Below are 18,259 nucleotides of genomic sequence, written 5' to 3' on the forward strand. Positions count from 1 at the left end.
CAGATGTGTGGCGCTCGGAGCTAGGCTCGTGTGACATTGCCGCTGAACGTGCAGGAATCAGCGGCAACGGGCAGGTTAGAGGCGAATGATGTGGTGACAGGTTTTCTCCAGTGCCACTTTGTCGTGGCTGATCAGCACCAGCGCGCAGCCCATTTCCTGCGTCAATGTGGTCATCAATTGCAATGTACTGGCGGCCGTCACGGGGTCGAGGCGTGAGGTGGGTTCATCGGCAATCAAGAGTTTGGGTTTCATCAGCAACGCGCGCAAAATTGCAAAGCGTTGCAGCTCGCCGCCGGACACTTGAGTCACTTTTCGTTCCAGCAGCTGCATCGACAATTTGAGCTTGGCCATCAGCGGCTCAATGCGGGTTGGTTCGATGGTGTGGCGTTGACACAAATCGCTCAGCAGCGTGTGCAGCGTTGCACTTTTCGGCAGCGCACTTGGCGGATCCTGATACAGCTTGAGCACATCGCCTGTCGCAAACGGTGTGGTGCGCCGCAACGTGCCGCCGGTGGCGCGTTTGAGGCCGACCAAAATGTCCGCCAGCGTGGATTTGCCACATCCGCTGTCTCCGCTGATGCCCAGAATTTCGCCCTGCGCAATGGAAAAATTGAGCTGCGCAAACAGCGTGCGATCGCCGTAATGCATACTCAGGTTCTCTACGTGCAGCATCGGCTCACCAACTGTCGGTAGCGATGCGCTTGGCCAGAAACGTGGATCCGCGGCGATCAGTGCTTTGGCGTAGTCCGATTGCGGCGCGCTCAGCACTTGTTGCGCAGGCCCTCGCTCTTGTACCACGCCTTTTTTCATCACGATGATTTCGCCGCCCAATTGCTGCGCGACTTCAATGTCGTGCGTGATGGTCAGCACAGCGCCGCGCTGTTTATGGCTCAGCAACTGCGCGATGATTTGGTCGCGGCGGCTGACGTCCAGGCCTTTGGTTGGCTCATCGGCAATCAGCAGTTCACCACCGGCTTGGGTCGCGCACAAATAGGCCACGCGCTGTGCCATCCCGCCGGATAACTGATGCGGGAATTTCGCCATGTCGTCACCCAGTTCAACGCCCTGAAATGCCGCTTGGGTATAAGTGTGCGCTTGCGCGGGATCGCCATTGACCACCTCGTGCACTTCGCGCACCTGTTCGCCCACCGCCATCAATGGGCTCAGGGCGTACCACGGCTCTTGTGGCAAAACGGCCAGCTTTTTGCCCCACAACTGTTGGCGAGCGTCGTGGCTGAGGTCGCGCTGCGCGTCGCCAAACAGCGTCACGTCGCCCTGCATGATCAGCGTTTCCGGCAAGGTGCCGATAATGGCGTTGGCCATCAGGCTTTTGCCCGAGCCGGTTTCGCCCAAAATCGTGACCGCTTCACCGCGATGAAGCTCAAATGACAGCGGCTCAACCAAGGTTTGCTCACCGGCTTGAATCGACAACTGTTCGACGTTCAATAACACACTCATGCCTGCTTTCCTCGTGCCAACAGGTGAAAACTCATCACTAACAAAAACACCACCACAATCGGTTGAACCAGCACCCACGGCGCCTGTTGGTAATAGCGGAACAGCTCGACCATCATCAAACCGAGTTCGGCCGCAGGCGGCTTAAGGCCGACGTACAAAAAGCCAATGGAGGCCAGTGCCAGAATTGCGTTGCCAGCGCCAAAGCAGCCGAGGGTAAACAGGTCGGCGCGCAGCTCCGGCCACAGGTGGCGTTTGAACTGATACCAAACGCCAAAACCGTACAAACGCGAGGCTTCGATTTCGGGTGAACGCAACAAGCTCAAGGTGCGGCTACGCACGACGCGGAAATATTCCACCCACAACATCAACGAGATGGCGAGATAAAGGATCAAAAACGAGCCCGGCACCATGGCGCCAAACAGCAGCACCAGAATCAGCCCCGGCATGGCGAGTAACATATTGACCAACCACGAGAGCGATTTATCCCACCAACCGCCTTTCCACGCGGCGGTCACGCCAGCCAGCAAACCCAAAGCGGCCGAGGTGACTACGCTCACTACCGCCATCAGCAGGGAGGTGCTCACGGCGCTCGCTAAGCGGGCGTAGTTGCTGCGGCCATAATGATCGCGTCCCAGCGGCTCTTGCCATGAGGGCGAGGCAAAGGCTTGCGCCAAGGATTGCTGCGCGGGATCGCCGCGGTAAATCAGGGCTTCAAAGGCAGCAAAAACCACCAACGCGGCGAGAATGCTCATGCCTGCCCATTGACTGCGCGAGAACTGTTTCATGCCATCACCGCCTTGGTCGCCAAACGCTGACGTGGGTCGAGCCAGTACTGCGCGACATCGACCAGCGTGTTGATGGCCACAAACAGCAGTCCCATCAACAGCGCCGCGCCTTGAATCATGGGAATGTCACGACGAAAAATCGCGTGCGACAACGCGTGGCCGATGCCCGGCCATGAGAACAGCGATTCAATCATCACAATGCCTTCGACTAAACTGACGGCCTGAATGCCGACAAATGCCATCACCGGCAGTGCAATATTGAGCTGCGCGTGACGGGTAAACGCTTGCTGATGGCTCAGCCCTTTTAAGCGCGCGAATTGAAAATAAGGCGAGTTCAGTACCTGATGCGTCGCGTTGCGAATCATTCGACTCGACATCGCAGCCATGCTCAGCGCCAGTGCCAATGCAGGCAGCACCAGATATTCGACGCTGCCAAACCCGGCAACGGGGAACAGGTTGAAATGGAGTGCAAACACCAACACTAACAGCAAACCAATCAGAAACACCGGCTGTGCCTTGATGATGATGGAACCAAACAGCGCCGCGTGATCGCTCCACTGATTGGCGCGGCGACCGCAATACAGCCCGACCGGAATGGCGATCAGCAGCGACAGTGCGGTCGCGGCCGCAGCCAGTAGCAAGGAATGCCCCAACTGGTGCGATAGTGCGGCGATCACCGGCTCACCGCTGACCAGAGAATTCCCGAGATTAAAATGCAGCAGGTCCCACAACCAGTTGAAATACAGCTCAAATCCAGAGCGATCCAGCCCCAATTCTGCCTGCACCGCTTGCGCAGCTTCGGCGTTCACGTAGTCATAACCGTAACGCCCTGCGGCAATGCGGTAGGCGATGTCGCCCGGAATCAGCCGCATCAACACGAAGGTCAACGTGCCGACCGACCACGCCACAAACAGCGCCTGGTACAAACGGGATAGCAAAATCTTAGTCATGGAAACGCATCTCCGACACGCGGTAATTGATTTCAAACGGGTCGAATGAGAAGCCGTCGATGTGGCGATTGACCGCGACAATCTGGCGGTAATAGGTCACCGGGATCAGTGGCATTTCGTCAGCCAGTACCGTGGCGGCTTGCTGTGCTAACTGGCGATACTGCGCCGGGTCGGCTTCGCCAGAGAGTTGTTCGAGCAACGTGCTAAAGGTGTTGGATGACCAGTGCATCGGCCCCCAGTCGGATCCTTTTTCGGTCGCAAAATCGTTCATCAGTAGCGGCAGGGGATCGGCCAAAGTGCCGAAGTTGCGGGCGATGAGTGCCATCTCCAAGCTGTTGTCGTGGTGCTTGGTTGGAATGGCGCTGGAGTTATCAATCGAGATCTGCACATCGATGCCCAGTTCGCGCCATTGGGCTTGCAGTGCGGTGGCGATGAGCGGCAGCTCCGGGCGGTCCGCGTAAGTCACCAACTGCACGCGAAACACCTGGCCGTCGCGTTGCAACAGCCCTTGCGCATTGGCATGCCACCCTTGTGCGCTCAGCAACGCTTTCGCTTGTTGCAGCTTGTCCGCGTGCTGATTGTTGACGTGAGCGGTACCGGGTTGATGATCGCGCTGCGCGATGTGCCATGCACCCAGCGCGGGCGAAAACAGTTGGTAGGCTTCAGAGCCTGGCAGGCGCAGCACCGATTGCGCGATGCCTTCGCGATCCAGAGCCAAACTCAGTGCCTGTCGCACGGTTTTGTCATTCAGAAACGGGTGCGCGTTGTTGAGTTTGACCAACACCGTGCGCGGCATCGATTCCACATGCAGGTCGATATTTTTTGCCGCTTGCAGTGTGCTGATGCTGATGGGGTCGAGGGTGTAGACCAAATCGGCTTGACCACTTTGTGCCAACAAGGCGCGGCTTTCTGAGCGATGGCCGGCAAGGTATTCCACCGTCTCGATATGGGCAGGCGTACCCCAATAGGCGTCAAAGCGTGTCACTTTAGCTTTGTGCGGCGCTTGCAGGGTTGCAATCTGATAAGGCCCGGTGCCTTGTAATTGAATCACTTTGCCGCTGGCGTCCATCGAGCTTGGCGCGATAATCGCGGTGGAGTAGTGCGCCAGCACTGAGGGCAGCGCGCGGTAAGGGCGATCCAGCGTGATGACCACGCGATCGTTCAGCGCGCTGATCGACTGAATCGGTACTTGGCGAATCACGCCCGGTTTGGCGAGCGCGATATTAAGCGACTGCGCTGCCGCCTGCGCGCTCAGCAGTGTGCCATCGTGAAACTGCACGTTCGGCCGAAGGGTGAATGTCCAGCTCAGGCCGTCATCACTTTGCTGCCAGCTTTGTGCCAACAGCGGGTAAGGTTCGGCGTCATCGTTGATGCCAACCAACGATTCCACCACTTGTAGACGGGAGAACACAAACCCGTCTTTCGACAGATCCTGACTGTTGAATTCAAACGGGCCAGAAATAGAGAGTGTGTCGTGCGTCGTGGCAGAAGGTTTCCAAAATAGAGTCGCGCCCACGCCCAACACCAGAGCGAGTATCAATAGCTTTTTCATAATTCCATGCTGAAATGTTATAACATAACAATATTGCAGCATGAGAATGGTTCTCATGTCTAGTGCAAATTGAACGTTAGCAGGAAAATATGTCCCGACCTGAGCGTGGCATCAGGCCGGTTTGAGCTGAGAAAATCAGGCGGAATAGAGTGTCAGGAAGGTGTCGACTGCGCGCAGGGTGGTGGCTTTGAGTTCTGCTGGCTTAGGTTTTTCAATTGCACCTAAGGCGAACGGTTCAATGTGCTCCGCCGACAGTAATGCTTTGAACTGCATTGCAGCAATCCAGGTATCGCAGGCCTTCAAAGTGCCTTTTTTCACCTGACTGTCGATGTAATCGCTCAGGTGTGTCCAACCACATTTCGGACCATTTTCATAAAAGTGACGGCCAATCGATGATCGGTCAGCTTCGTGAATCGCCATGCGGTAAATGGCCATGGCATCCGGCGTCAGAACTGAGCTCAAAAAATTGTAACCAAATTCTAAAAGCGAAGTGCGAATTTCACGATTCGGGTCAAGAGAGAGGAAAGATTGAGCAATTTGTTCGGTCGCTGAAGACTTCATGACCGCACAAAAGATCTCTTCCTTAGAGCTGAAGTAGTTGTACAGCGTCGCTTTGGATCCACCCAGTTCCTTGGCAATATGGGACATGGAGGTTTGTTCAAACCCTTGCTGTGTAAAGGAATTTTTCGCAATTTCCAAAATGGCCTGTCTTTTTTCTTCGCTTTTTACTCGCATGAACTCGTCTATTCCCGTGGAAAATTGTGGATAAGTTTCTCTTGACGATCCAAATCTGTCAAGAGTATAACTGTACGGTACGGTTTAGTTATAAGGTTTCCAAATGTGAAAAGCAGTGCCAAACGCCAAGGGATAGTGCGCAAAACAGTCCCTTATTTCTCCATGACATTACTCAGCACGCTGATTCTGGCGGGCTGTTCTACGCCTAATCACAGCAGTGAACTGGGCACGGTCGCCGATGCGGCCGACCTTCAATCGCAACAAACCTTTGCCAATCATGCCGAGATGGACTGGCCATCGGATCATTGGTGGGAGCGTTATCAGGATGCGCAGCTGAATCAATTGATCAACGAAGCCTTTGCTCAATCACCAACGTTGCAAATTGCCATGGCGCGTATGAAAAATGCGCAAGGTATTGCTCAGCAAGCAGGCGCGGCGCGTTCGGTGAATGTCGGGCTTTCTGCGTCGGCGACAGAGAGCAAAGTGAGTTATCAATATCAGGCGGCAATGCCACCGCACGGTTGGAATGACTACGGTTCGCTAACTCTTAACTTCCAGTATGACTTTGACTTTTGGGGTAAGAACCGAGCGGGAGTTGCCGCAGCGACATCTGAGCTGGCAGCGGCGGAAGCCGAAGGGGTATCGGCACGGCTGATGCTCGCTACCTCTATCGCCAATGCCTATGCCGAACTGGCGCGTCTGTATGCTAACCAACATACGGTGGAAGCGGCGCTGGATGTGCGCAACAAAACTGTCGAACTGCTGCAAAAGCGTTATGAAAACGGGCTGGAAACCTTAGGTTCTGTCAGTCAGGCCAGAGCAATTGCAGCCAGCGTTGAAGCGGAATTGCTGGGCCTGAATGAATCGATTCAATTGCAGAAAAACGCACTGGCCGCCTTAGCGGGTCAAGGGCCGGATCGCGCATTGACGATTCAGGAACCCCAGGTGGCACTGAATGCTCGTTACGGATTGCCAACGGATGCTGGTATCGGTTTGCTCGGGCATCGCGCCGACATTACCGCCGCGCGCTGGCGTGCCGAAGCGGCAGCGCAGCGCGTGGGCATTGCCGAAGCGCAGTTTTATCCGGATGTGACGTTGTCTGCGTTTATCGGCTATCAGGCGTTTGGTCTCGATAACCTGTTTAACAGCGGCAACGACGCGGGCGGTATTGGTCCGGCTATCTATTTGCCGCTGTTTACCGGCGGCCGATTGGACGGTCAATTGACGTCGGCACAGGCGAGTTATCAGGAAGCGGTCGGCGGATACAACGCCACGCTCACCCAAGCGTTGCATGACGTAGCCGACGTGGTGACCAGCACCAAGGCATTGGATATGCGCATCGCCAAAACAGAGGAAGCGGTCGAGCAGGCGCAGCGCGCGTTGCAGATTGCCAGCAACCGTTATCAGGGTGGCCTCGCTACTTACCTTGACGTGCTGGTGGCAGAAGAGTCGCTATTGAATAACCAACGAGCGCTGGTGAACTTGCAGTCACGCGCGTTCAGTTTAGACCTCGCTCTGATCCATGCTTTGGGCGGCGGTTTTCAATCAACACAGTCTTGATTCGGTTTTAAAAAGGTTTCTATTCCATGAGTTCATCAGACAATACCAATACAGAAACAACAGAATTTGATGCTGCGCGAGCCAAGCAGTCGCGTAAAAAAGGGTTTCTGGCACTGGCCACCGCAGTCATTCTGGCGGGTGGCGGTTACGGCGCCTACTGGCATTTTATCGGTTCACGCTATGTGTCGACCGACAACGCCTATGCGGCGGCAGAAATTGCCGAAGTGACCCCGGCGGTGGGTGGCATTATTGCCAGCGTGAGCGTGGTCGATACCCAATACGTCAATAAAGGCGACGTGTTAGTGCAAATCGACGATACCGATGCGCGTTTGGCGCTCAGCCAGGCGGAAGCGGATTTGGCGCTGGCTACGCGCCGCGTACGTAGCTACCTCGCCAATGACGAAGGTTTGACTGCGATGGTTGAAGCGCAGGAAGCGAGCGAGCAACGTGCCGAGGCACAACTGAAAGCCGCGCAGGCCGATTTTGCGCGCGCTAAGATAGACCTCGCGCGCCGTGAAGACTTGGTGCGCAGTGGTTCGGTGTCCGGCGAAGAACTGACCAACGCCAAAACCGGTTTCCAACAAGCGCAGGCCAACCTGAATGCAGCGAAAGCGGCGATGGCACAGGCACAGGCCACCAAGCTGTCGACTATTGGTTCACAAAAAGCCAATGCCGCGCTGACCGATAACACCACGGTCGAAAACAACCCGGAAGTGCTGTTGGCGAAAGCGCGTTACGAACAGGCGCAGATCGATCTGGAACGCACCGTGATTCGCGCGCCAATCAGCGGCATCATCGCCAAGCGTCAGGTTCAGGTGGGCCGCCGTGTTCAAGTCGGTATGCCGCTGATGACCGTGGTGCCAGTGAACAACATTTATGTCGATGCCAACTTCAAAGAAGTGGAACTGCGCAACGTGAAAGTGGGGCAGCCAGTAACATTGACCGCCGATCTGTACGGTGACGATGTCACTTATCACGGTGTGGTCGCAGGATTTTCTGGCGGCACGGGCTCAGCGTTCTCGATGATTCCGGCGCAAAACGCAACGGGTAACTGGATCAAAGTCGTGCAGCGTCTGCCGGTGCGCATTGAACTCGACCCGAAAGATTTGCAGTCTCATCCGCTGCAAGTGGGCTTGTCGATGATCGTCACGGTGGATACTTCCGCTGACACCAATGAGCAGGCGATTGCTCAGTTCCGCGCAGCGAAAGCGTCAGAGCAAGGCTAAGGTGAAGCCATGAGTCATTCCTCTGACAATGAGATCAAACCTTTGTCAGGTGGGGCGCTGTTTCTCGGCGCCCTATGTCTGGCGATGGCGAACTTTCTCGCCATTTTGGATACCACGATTGCCAACGTGTCGGTCTCGAACATTGCCGGCAGCTTAGGCACTTCAACCAGTCAGGGCACGTACGTGATCACCTCGTATGCGGTGGCTGAAGCGATTTCGGTTCCCTTAACCGGATGGCTTGCGCGGCGTTTTGGGTCGATTCGCGTCTTCGTTACCTGTTTTCTGCTGTTTGGTGTGTTTTCGTTGCTGTGTGGCATGGCGACCAGCATGAATATGCTGGTGATGTTCCGCGTGTTCCTCGGCTTTGCTGGTGGTCCGCTGATGCCGCTGTCACAAACGCTGATGATTCGTATCTTCCCCAAAAACAAGAGCCACGCGGCGATTGGTATCTGGTCGATGACCACCTTGGTGGCGCCGATCATGGGGCCGATTTTGGGCGGCGTACTGTGTGACCAGTTCAGCTGGCCGTACATCTTCTTCGTCAAAACGCCCTTTGCGATTGTGGCGGCGATTTTGTGCTGGAAGCTGCTGAAGAAATTTGAAACTCAAACTGCCCATTCGAAAATCGACAAGGTCGGTTTGGCACTGCTGGTGGTGTGGGTTGCTGCACTGCAACTGATGTTGGATGAAGGTAAAGATCACGACTGGTTTGAATCGTCACGTATTGTCACGCTGGCGGTGATTGCCGCGGTGGGCTTTGTCGCTTTCCTGATTTGGGAGCTGACCGAGCGTAATCCGGTGGTGGATTTGAAAGTGTTCCGGCATCGCGGCTACTCCATGAGCATGGTGACCTTGTCACTGGCGTTTGGCGCCTTCTTCAGTATCTCGGTATTGACGCCGTTGTGGCTGCAAATTTACATGGGTTACACCGCGACCATCTCGGGGCACGCGACGGCGACCATGGGCATATTGGCGGTGTTTCTTGCACCGATCATCGCCAACTTGTCATCGAAATATGATCCGCGGCCGTTTGTGTTTGTCGGCGTGATGTGGCTCGGTTTCTGGACCTTTATGCGCAGTTTCAACACGGTTGATATGACCTTTGAGCAAATCAGTTGGCCGATGTTTGTTCAGGGGATTGGTATGCCGCTGTTCTTTGTGCCGCTGACGGCGATTGCGCTCGGCAGTGTCAAAGTCCATGAGATGGAATCGGCGGCGGGGTTGATGAACTTCATCCGTACTTTATCCGGCGCGTTTGCCACCTCGATGATCAACACCTCCTGGGAGCACGAGTCACGCTACGTGCATGCTGAATTGGCGGGCTTGACCGACAAAGCAGGTGTGGCGACGCAAGCGATGCAAAACGCGGGCATGAGCGCCGATCAAACCCGTTCGGCGATGGACTGGATGCTGCAAGGGCAAAGTGTGATGGTCGCGACCAACCAACTGTTCTTTGTGATCGCGGTAATTTTTGCCGTTGCTGCGTGCATGATCTGGTTTGCGCCGAAACCGAAACACGCGGTGGACCCGTCCGCGGCGCACTAAATAACATGCATTAAACGAATTAATCCACGGGGCTGTTTGTCAGGAATTGGACTCTCGTTGGCTTTCAGCCCCCCTTTTTTAATTTGCCTACCTAAATCGAACTCACGGTTGTTGAGTTATTAGTTGATAATACTTCTCATTAACTGCGAGTTTGTGCGACACTAAGCCCTCTGTTTTTGAGGTGTTTTGCTGTCATGACTCGTCCTTCTTTATCGTTTAATCGCCTTTGCAAACTGCTGGACTACATCCATGCGCATCTGGATCAGCCGTTGTCGCTGGATGATTTGGCGCAGCAAAGCTGTTGGTCACGCTGGCAATTACAGCGGGTATTTCAGAGTGAAACCGGACTGACCGTGGCTAACTACGTGCGTGAGCTGAAACTGAGCGAAGCCGCCGAAAACCTGATTGGCGGCTCAGAGCGGGTGATTGATATTGCGCTCGCCAACGGTTTCAGCTCTGAAATCAGCTTTAGCCGTGCGTTTCGGCAGCATTTTGGGCTAAGTCCGCGTGACTATCGCAAGCTCGGTCGTCGCACCGGGCTGCGCAAACCGTTGCAAACCACGCAGCGCCCACCTCAGGTAAGCCAAGCGCCGCAACTGATGCAGTTGCGGGTCGAATCGGCTGAATCGGAAACCTTTTATGGCCTTGCGACGCCGATTCGTGGCTTGCTGGCTGCAGAGCCCGATTTTGCTGAGCAGGTGCCAAGTTTGTGGGCGCAGTTTTCGCCGCTGATTGAGCATCAAGCCACGCAGCCACTGACTGGCGTGATTGACGTGACGGCTGCCTCTGGCAACGACCATGCGTTGATCTACTGGGCAACCAGCGCGCACCCGGTATCGGGTGCCGATCGCGTGACGGTGCCTGCGCAAACTTACGCAGTCGTGAAACATCGCGGGCCGATTGCCTTGCTGCCACAAACGCTGGCGTGGTTTATCTTCGACTGGCTGCCGCAATCGAACTATCGCGGTGTGGATGGGTTTGAACTGGAGCGTTACCCCGATGGCTACGACGGCACGGCTTTGAATGCTGAGATGGAATACTGGCTACCGGTTGAAATTGCCTGAGCAAACTTAACATGCTCCAAATTGTTAACTTTTCGACCTGCACTTTTCATAAAATACAAATGATAGTTATTCTCACAAAAAGAAAAGCAGGGTAGTTAAACATCATGGATTTGAATCCACACACCACATTTTCGCCGATCGCGCTGGCGATCCTGTCACTTTTGATGCCCACCACCAGTGTTGCCGCCGATGAGCCAAGTGGCTCAGAAACGGAAACGGTGACCATTTTAGGTCAGACTTATCGCAACACCGCGACCAAAACGGCGCTGGCGCCGGAAGAGACGCCGCAAGGTATCACGGTGATTGACGGCGAACTGCTTGAGCAGCGCGGCGTGACATCGGTTGGTCAGGCGCTGCGCTACGCACCTGGCGTGGTGACGGAAACCAAAGGCGGTTCGGTCACCATGTACGACAACTTCTACATTCGTGGTTTTCAGGTCGACCAAAGCTATTACGACGGCTTGGTACTGCAATACCTCAAAGGCTGGAACTTGCAGCCACAGATTGACCCGATTGCGATGCAGCAACTGGAGATCTTCAAAGGGCCAACATCGGTGTTGTATGGCGCGATGCCTCCGGGCGGCATGGTGAATGTGATTGCTAAAGCGCCGCAAAAGCAGCGCAGTACCGAGGTGTCAGCCTCCACGGGTTCGCGCAATTTGCAGCAGGTGACGCTCGATACCACCGGGCCGCTGAGCGATGCACTCTCTTACCGTTTGATTGCCAAAGCGCGCAAACAGGACGGTCAGGTCGATGGCACTGAGGAAGAGCGCTATTTGATTGCGCCGTCACTCGACTGGCAAGTCAGCGACAAAACGCTGATCAATCTTAACCTCTATTATCAGAACGATCCGTCGATGGGCATGAACTCGGCCTTGCCCGCGTCGGGCACCGTGACGTCCAACGCCAACGGTTCAACGTCCTCCTCGACCTATGCTGGCGACACCAACTGGAGCGCATTCGAGCGTGAAATTCTGATGCTGGGTTATAAAGTGCAGCATCAGTTCACCGACAACTGGGCGTTCTTACAGAACCTGCGTTACACCGACGCGTCGCTGAGCCAGAAAAACCTCTATCACAGCAGTGGCGGTTTTGATGAAACCACGGTCGTACTGACGCGCAACATTTACAGCACCGATGAAAGTTACAACGGTTTGGTGGTCGATAACCAACTGTCCGGCGTGATCAATTGGGGCAGCGTGGAACACAATCTGCTGTTCGGTGTTGATTACCAACGCCTGAAAGGCGACTCGCTGTATACAACCTACGCCACCACCGACAGCGATTTTTACAGCTTTAACCTGTTCAATCCCAACAACAATTTGCTCGATAGCAGCACAGTGTCGGCGCAGTATGCGTACGACTACGATATCGCAATCAAACAGCTTGGCGGTTATTTCCAGGATCAACTGCGCTGGAATCGCTGGGTGCTGATTGCCGGCGGGCGTTTCGATCACTACACCAGCGAAAGCGTGGTGTCCGGTTACAGCACCAAAGCCGACGATAACGCGTTTTCTTATCGCGTTGGCGCGCTGTATCAGTTTGATTCCGGGTTCGCACCGTTTGCCAGCTACGCCACCAGTTTTTCACCAGTGGCGGGCACCGACAGTCAGTTCGGTCAGCCGTTCAAGCCGGAAACGGGCGAGCAGATGGAAGTGGGCGTGAAATATCAGTCGGCGGACTTGAGCAAGCAGGCCAGCGTGTCGCTCTACCACATTGTGAAAAACAATGTAGTGGTGACGGACCCAAGCTCGGCTAACTATCAGGATGATATTCAGGTGGGCGAAGTGCTCTCTCAAGGCGTGGAAGTTCAAGGCCGCTGGTGGCTGATACCAAACTGGGACATCGCGGCAAGCTACACTTACGCCGACGTCGAAGTGACCAAAGACAGCGCCAATGGTTTGCAAGGGACTACGCCGATTTATGTACCCAAACACAGCGCCACACTGTGGAGCACTTACCAAGTTGATGAAGGGATGTTGGGCGGCAGCAGAGTGAGCGGCGGCGCGCGCTATGTCGGCGAAATGTACATGGACGCGACCAATACTCAAGGCAAAGTGCCGGATTACACCGTGGTTGACCTGTCACTGGGTTACGATCTCGGCCGCGTGAGTGAGCGTCTGCAAGGGGCGCGTGCGGATCTTATCGCCAGTAATCTGTTCGATCAGGAGTACTACACCTGCTACAACAACATGAACTGCTGGTATGGCGCGGAACGCACCATCGAGCTGAAACTCGGTTATCAGTTCTAATCTGCCAATCTCAAGCGCCCGGTTTTGGCCGGGCGTCTTGCATTCGGTTAACCCGGTCTTAACCCACGTTCCATTACGCTGAGCACGACAAAAAAATTCGTCGGCTTTGACCTGCCTTTTTCTTTGGCATCATTCAGTTACGCTATGATGTAAAGCAGAGCGCAAGAATGAGCGTCACGCGCGCCATTCGGCCTTGCACAGTGACCTTCAGGTCGAAAGATTCAGCAAAGCCCTTATCCGTAACAGCAGTAGGTAAAAAGGAATGTTAAAGGCGTTATTGGTGGAAGACGATATCGATCTGGCCACCGCTTTGATTGACTATATGTCTCTGGAAGAGATCGAATGCGATTTCGCCGCCGACGGACAAGTTGGCTACAACCTGATCATGGCAAATCGCTACGACGTGATTGTACTCGATCTCAATCTGCCCAAAATAGAAGGTTTGGTGGTATGCGAGCGTATTCGTGAACGCGGAATTGAAACACCGGTATTGATGCTGACCGCGCGCGATACGTTGGACGATAAACTGCAAGGTTTTAGCCATGGTGCGGACGACTATCTGGTCAAACCGTTTGCGATGGAAGAGCTGATGGTGCGCATTCAGGTGTTGGCGAAGCGCCGCAGCGGACAGGTGTCGAAATTGCGTGTCGCCGATCTGGAACTGGATATGGCGCAGCGCAAAGTGACGCGCGCCGGGCAGGAGATCAAACTCTCGCCGATTGCGATTAAAATTCTCGAATTGCTGATGCGTGAATACCCATCGGGCGTATCACGGGAAAAAATTGTCTTGAATGTGTGGGGTGATGAACAACCGGACAGCAACAGCCTCAAAGTACACATGTTCAACCTGCGTAAACAGATAGACAAAGAGGGATTAGAACCATTGATTCACACTCTTCCCGGTTACGGATTCGCCATACAACGGCAGGGCAATGATGAAACTGCGTCGTAGCCTGAAAATATTCTTTGCCTGCGCGGTGATGGCGATGGGCACCATCACGGTGCTGAGCTATTCCACTCTCGCCGCCAACTACTTCGAGCAAGGGCTTGATGGCGGTATGCGTATGACCATGGTTGAAATCGGCCGTCACGCGCAACTGGAGAACGGCAAGCCTAAGATGATTCTCGGCTTTCAGGTCGCCCGCCGCTGGCAGGACGTACAACCCGCGATTCGCGAAGTGTTTGCCGTGCCCGGTGAACATCTCGACTTTAGCAAACGTATCGACAGTTCGAGCTGGTTCTCGGTGCCGGAGCGCGCGCTGTTTCTGATGCGTTACGATCAGGGCACGACCGAAACACTCTACATTTCGCGCGTGATGGATGACTTTACGCACGCCAAAATTGACCATGGTATGCCCAAAGGCAAGTGGCCCCATTTTGTCAAACTGATGAGCTACGGCGCGCTGGGTATCGCGCTGTTTGCGTTATGTATGTATTTTCTGATGCAACTGGTCGCCAAACCAGTGGAGAGACTGGGTCGCTGGGCGAAAAACCTGACCCCTGCGCAGCTCAATGAGCCGCTGCCGGATTTTCAGTACAACGAGTTGAACCGTCTGGCAGATGTCCTGCGCAATAGCGTGTCATCGGTGGAAGATTCATTGCGCCGTGAACAGAAGTTCCTCGCTCATGCCAGCCATGAGCTGCGCACACCGATCGCCGTGGTGCGCAGCAACGCTGAGTTGCTGGCTAAGCTGCTTGATAAACCGGACAGCCTGGACAAGCAGAAACAAGTGGTGGAACGGATAATACGTGCAGGGGTTACGATGACCGACCTGACTGAAACGCTGTTATGGCTCAATCGCGGCAACGAGAGTGAACCACCGCTGAGTGAAGTGGAGCTGTGTACATTGGTTGAACACATCAGTCAGGAACTGAGTTATCTGGTGCAAAACAAAGAGGTAGAGGTGGAAGTGCATCTCTCTCCCGGTCAGTTTTTACTGCCCAAAACGCTGTGTCACATTGTGTTGAGTAACCTCATTCGCAATGCCTATCAACACACGTTGTTTGGCAAAGTGCTCATCACTCAGCAAGGGGCTCAGGTGACCATTTCCAATCAGGATCACAGTGGCAGTGATGCTCAGGATACACTCGGCTTTGGTCTGGGCCTTGAGCTGACCAATCGCATTATTCGTCACTATAAATGGCAGTATCACACCATTGAACGCGACAATGGCCGCGAGGTAACGATCAACTTCCTCTGGCAATAAAAAATGCCCACTCAATCGAGTGGGCAAAGCGTAATCGTTATAGGGGGCACGTATTACGCTGTAGCGCGAACGCCTTGTTTTGCTTTTTCACGCATGCCCAACATCAGAGTCAGACCAAACGCAACCGCAAACGAAATCACCATGCCCACCACGTAGTAACCGATTTTCTCCGGGTTGATGGAGATGATGCCTGGCAAACCTGCCGCACCCAGTGCATGCGCTTTGACGTTAAACAGAGTAATGAACGCACTGGCAATCGCAGAACCTGTGATGGCGGCGATGAACGGGTAACGCAGTTTCAGGTTCACACCAAACATCGCCGGTTCCGTAATGCCCAGCAGTGCGGTAATGCCCGATGGCACGGCAATGCCTTTGAGCTTGATGTCTTTGGTGGTAAAGCCGACCGCCAGCGCTGCGGCGCCTTGTGCCACATTTGACATGGCTGCAATCGGGAAAATGAAGGTGCCGCCAGTGGTTGCGATATCCGCCAGCAGCTGAGTTTCAATCGCAATGAAGCTGTGGTGCATGCCGGTAATCACGAACGGAGCATAGATAAAACCAAACAGCGCGCCGCCGATAAAGCCTGCCGAATCGTACAGCCAGTTGAGGCCGTCACCCAGCATAAAGCCAACATCACGCGTGATTGGGCCCACTAAGGTGAACGTCAGGAAACCGGTGATGAAAATCGCCAGCATCGGTGTCAGCAGATTATCGAGCACGGACGGAATCACTTTGCGCAGACCGAGCTCAACTTTGGCTAAAATGAAGGCCGAAACCAGCACTGGCAGAACCGAGCCTTGATAGCCCACTTTCTGAATTTCCAGCCCGAGAATATTCCACGTCGGCACAGTGCCAGCCACGGTCGCACTACCAAAGCCCCAACCGTTAAGCAGATCCGGGTGAACCATCAGCATACCCAGTGCCGCGCCAAGGAACGGGTTTCCGCCAAATTTGCGTGACGCAGAGAACGCCAGCAGAACGGGTAAGTAAACAAACGGGGCGTTGGCGAAGGTGTTGATCATGCTGGCCAAATCCGCCAGACCGGGGTTGGCATCAATCAGCGATTGACCATCAATAAACAAGCCTTTGGCGGTCAGTACGTTGAACAGGCCCATGAGCAGACCGCCCGCAACGATGGCCGGAATGATAGGCACGAAAATATCGGATAGGCCTTTTACCGCGCGCTGCACGATGTTCTGTTTTTGCGCGCCAGCGCTGGCGACATCGTTGGTCGACATATCGGCCATGCCGGTCAGTTTCGCCATTTCGGCATACACCTGATTGACGATACCTGAGCCAAAAATGATCTGGTATTGGCCCGCGACCTTGAACTGGCCTTTGACGCCATCCAGCGTTTCGATTGCGCTTTCATCAATCTGTGATTCATCTTTCACTGCCAGACGTAGTCGTGTTGCGCAGTGTGCCAGCGCCTGGATGTTGGCTTTGCCACCCAAGTGCTCGAGAAGTTGTTTTGCTATGACTGGATAGTCCATAACTCACCCCGGTTCTTGTTACTTGTCAGTATACCCGTCCTGTCTGAAGTTGCGCGGTGTCGGCCGCTTCAATGTGTCTGGGTTTAGTTGTGTACTGCTTTATGATTATATTTTTGGGAACGTTTGCAAAAGCGATTCTTGTCAATTAATTCCGCTCGGTCAAAAGATCGTGATGAATTCTGTGAGAATGATCGCCAAAAGCAGGATCGAGAAACAACAAAACAAGGGTAAAATCACGCTAATGCCGGGGTTGGAATCGGGTATTTCTGCAATCAATCCCAATTGGAAGGTGAAATAGGATGCTTTATGGCAAGTTTGCATGACGTCGCCAGGTTGGCTGGCGTGTCAAAGTCGACCGTCTCTCGCGTAATTAATGATGAGTACGGCGTAAAAGAGTCGACCAAAATCAAAGTGTTAAAGGCAGTTTCTGAGTGTGGTTACGTCGTTAACCAGGTGGCGAAAGATCTTAAATCACAGAAAACTAACCTGATTGGTGTGATTGTGCCGCGGGTATCGTCCCATGCGACTGCACAAGGCGTGGATGGCCTGACGGCGATCTTCGAACAAGCGGGCAAACATGTATTGCTTGCCAATACTCATCAGGTTCATGCAAAAGAACTTGAATATATTCAAATATTTAACCAAAAGCGTGTCGAAGGGATTGTGTTCTATGCCACCCATCTGGACGCGCCGCTCGTTAAAGCGATTCAGCAATCGGCGGTGCCGGTGGTGCTGGTGGGACAGGACGGCTCGCTGCACAATATTCCGAGTGTGGTGCACGATGATACGCGCGTTGGCTTTGAAGCGGGCAACCGCTTAGTGCAAGCGGGCTGCGAACAGATCGGTTTTATCGGCGTGCAGAGTGATGACATTGCGGTGGATGTCCAACGTTCACAAGGTCTGGAGCAGGCTCTGGCGTTTCACAATAAGCCGCTGCTGTTTCATGTGCGTGGCGATTTTTCGATTGAATCCGGCTATCGTCTGGCGAAAGAGCAGATCAAATCATATCCGCAAATGGATGGCCTGTTCTGTGCAACCGACCGTTTGGCCGTCGGCGCGATCAAAGCGCTGCAAGAAGCTGGCGTAAAGGTTGGTGAACAGGTGAAACTACTCGGAGTCGGCAATGACGAACTGGCCTATGTCAGCACACCTTCGTTATCGACTTTTAATTATGCCTTTGATAAAGCTGGAGAAAATGCAGCAAAGATGCTTCTGGAACGCATTGCCGGACGCGGCCAGGAGATGAGTAAAGTTGTGCTCACTTTCCAGAATGTAGCCCGCGAAACCTGCTAAAACTCACGTTCACATTCCTCTCTGCTGTTGCCGGGTTTCTGTGCCCGGCTTCACACTCAACCGGATTATCCCTCGCTTTATTACGGAAAAACTTGCCTAAACGATGTTTGTTTTATATTTTTGAGAACGTTCCCGAATT

The 18,259-nt window shown here is 54.1% G+C and carries 14 protein-coding genes; 8 read left to right on the forward strand and 6 right to left on the reverse strand.

Going from position 1 to position 18,259, the window contains the following annotated elements:
- Window positions 1-75: 75 nt before the first annotated feature.
- The 5 genes from LGV68_RS01920 to LGV68_RS01940 form a co-directional block, all read right to left on the reverse strand.
- Window positions 76-1,458 (reverse strand): ATP-binding cassette domain-containing protein, encoded by a 1,383-nt coding sequence (locus tag LGV68_RS01920; protein ID WP_252536141.1) that lies wholly within the window; start codon window positions 1,456-1,458, stop codon window positions 76-78.
- The gene (locus LGV68_RS01925; protein WP_222794025.1) at window positions 1,455-2,243 is read right to left on the reverse strand and encodes an ABC transporter permease; all 789 of its coding nucleotides are present in this window, start codon (window positions 2,241-2,243) and stop codon (window positions 1,455-1,457) included. Before LGV68_RS01925 ends, LGV68_RS01920 begins: the two co-directional genes overlap by 4 nt.
- Window positions 2,240-3,193 carry an ABC transporter permease gene (locus LGV68_RS01930; RefSeq protein WP_014204815.1) on the reverse strand — a complete coding sequence of 318 codons (954 nt, stop codon included), beginning with the start codon at window positions 3,191-3,193 and terminating at the stop codon, window positions 2,240-2,242. Before LGV68_RS01930 ends, LGV68_RS01925 begins: the two co-directional genes overlap by 4 nt.
- Window positions 3,186-4,745: an ABC transporter substrate-binding protein gene (locus LGV68_RS01935; RefSeq protein ID WP_252536143.1), complete on the reverse strand. Its 1,560-nt coding sequence runs from the start codon at window positions 4,743-4,745 to the stop codon at window positions 3,186-3,188. Before LGV68_RS01935 ends, LGV68_RS01930 begins: the two co-directional genes overlap by 8 nt.
- A 135-nt stretch (window positions 4,746-4,880) precedes the next feature.
- Window positions 4,881-5,480 carry a TetR/AcrR family transcriptional regulator gene (locus tag LGV68_RS01940; RefSeq protein ID WP_020330088.1) on the reverse strand — a complete coding sequence of 200 codons (600 nt, stop codon included), beginning with the start codon at window positions 5,478-5,480 and terminating at the stop codon, window positions 4,881-4,883.
- 105 nt (window positions 5,481-5,585) lie between these two features.
- On the opposite strand from LGV68_RS01940, the gene LGV68_RS01945 reads away from it, so the two are divergent.
- The 7 genes from LGV68_RS01945 to LGV68_RS01975 all read left to right on the forward strand — a co-directional run bounded on the left by LGV68_RS01945 (window position 5,586) and on the right by LGV68_RS01975 (window position 15,334).
- Window positions 5,586-7,040: an AdeC/AdeK/OprM family multidrug efflux complex outer membrane factor gene (locus LGV68_RS01945; RefSeq protein ID WP_143682927.1), complete on the forward strand. Its 1,455-nt coding sequence runs from the start codon at window positions 5,586-5,588 to the stop codon at window positions 7,038-7,040.
- Window positions 7,041-7,066: 26 nt separating this feature from the next.
- A complete protein-coding gene (locus LGV68_RS01950; RefSeq protein ID WP_158150761.1) occupies window positions 7,067-8,266 on the forward strand; it encodes an HlyD family secretion protein in 1,200 nt (399 codons plus the stop codon).
- Window positions 8,267-8,275: 9 nt separating this feature from the next.
- Window positions 8,276-9,811, forward strand: a complete 1,536-nt coding sequence (gene vceB / locus LGV68_RS01955; RefSeq protein ID WP_020330091.1) for a multidrug efflux MFS transporter permease subunit VceB — start codon at window positions 8,276-8,278, stop codon at window positions 9,809-9,811.
- Window positions 9,812-10,005: 194 nt separating this feature from the next.
- Window positions 10,006-10,875: a helix-turn-helix domain-containing protein gene (locus tag LGV68_RS01960; protein WP_024373186.1), complete on the forward strand. Its 870-nt coding sequence runs from the start codon at window positions 10,006-10,008 to the stop codon at window positions 10,873-10,875.
- A 164-nt stretch (window positions 10,876-11,039) separates the two neighbouring features.
- A complete protein-coding gene (locus LGV68_RS01965; RefSeq protein ID WP_252536718.1) occupies window positions 11,040-13,127 on the forward strand; it encodes a TonB-dependent siderophore receptor in 2,088 nt (695 codons plus the stop codon).
- Between the two features lie 262 nt (window positions 13,128-13,389).
- Entirely contained in the window at window positions 13,390-14,079 is a 690-nt protein-coding gene (locus tag LGV68_RS01970; RefSeq protein WP_024373188.1) for a response regulator transcription factor, read from the forward strand.
- Entirely contained in the window at window positions 14,060-15,334 is a 1,275-nt protein-coding gene (locus LGV68_RS01975) for a HAMP domain-containing sensor histidine kinase (RefSeq protein ID WP_233927421.1), read from the forward strand. Before LGV68_RS01970 ends, LGV68_RS01975 begins: the two co-directional genes overlap by 20 nt.
- A gap of 53 nt (window positions 15,335-15,387) precedes the next feature.
- On the opposite strand, the gene LGV68_RS01980 is transcribed toward LGV68_RS01975, so the two are convergent.
- A complete protein-coding gene (locus tag LGV68_RS01980) occupies window positions 15,388-16,827 on the reverse strand; it encodes a sucrose-specific PTS transporter subunit IIBC (RefSeq protein ID WP_020330111.1) in 1,440 nt (479 codons plus the stop codon).
- Between the two features lie 306 nt (window positions 16,828-17,133).
- On the opposite strand from LGV68_RS01980, the gene LGV68_RS01985 reads away from it, so the two are divergent.
- Window positions 17,134-18,120 carry a LacI family DNA-binding transcriptional regulator gene (locus LGV68_RS01985; protein ID WP_020330112.1) on the forward strand — a complete coding sequence of 329 codons (987 nt, stop codon included), beginning with the start codon at window positions 17,134-17,136 and terminating at the stop codon, window positions 18,118-18,120.
- Window positions 18,121-18,259: the final 139 nt, after the last annotated feature.

The sequence above is a fragment of the Vibrio sp. LQ2 genome (assembly GCF_023920125.1).
Taxonomy (GTDB): domain Bacteria; phylum Pseudomonadota; class Gammaproteobacteria; order Enterobacterales; family Vibrionaceae; genus Vibrio; species Vibrio fluvialis.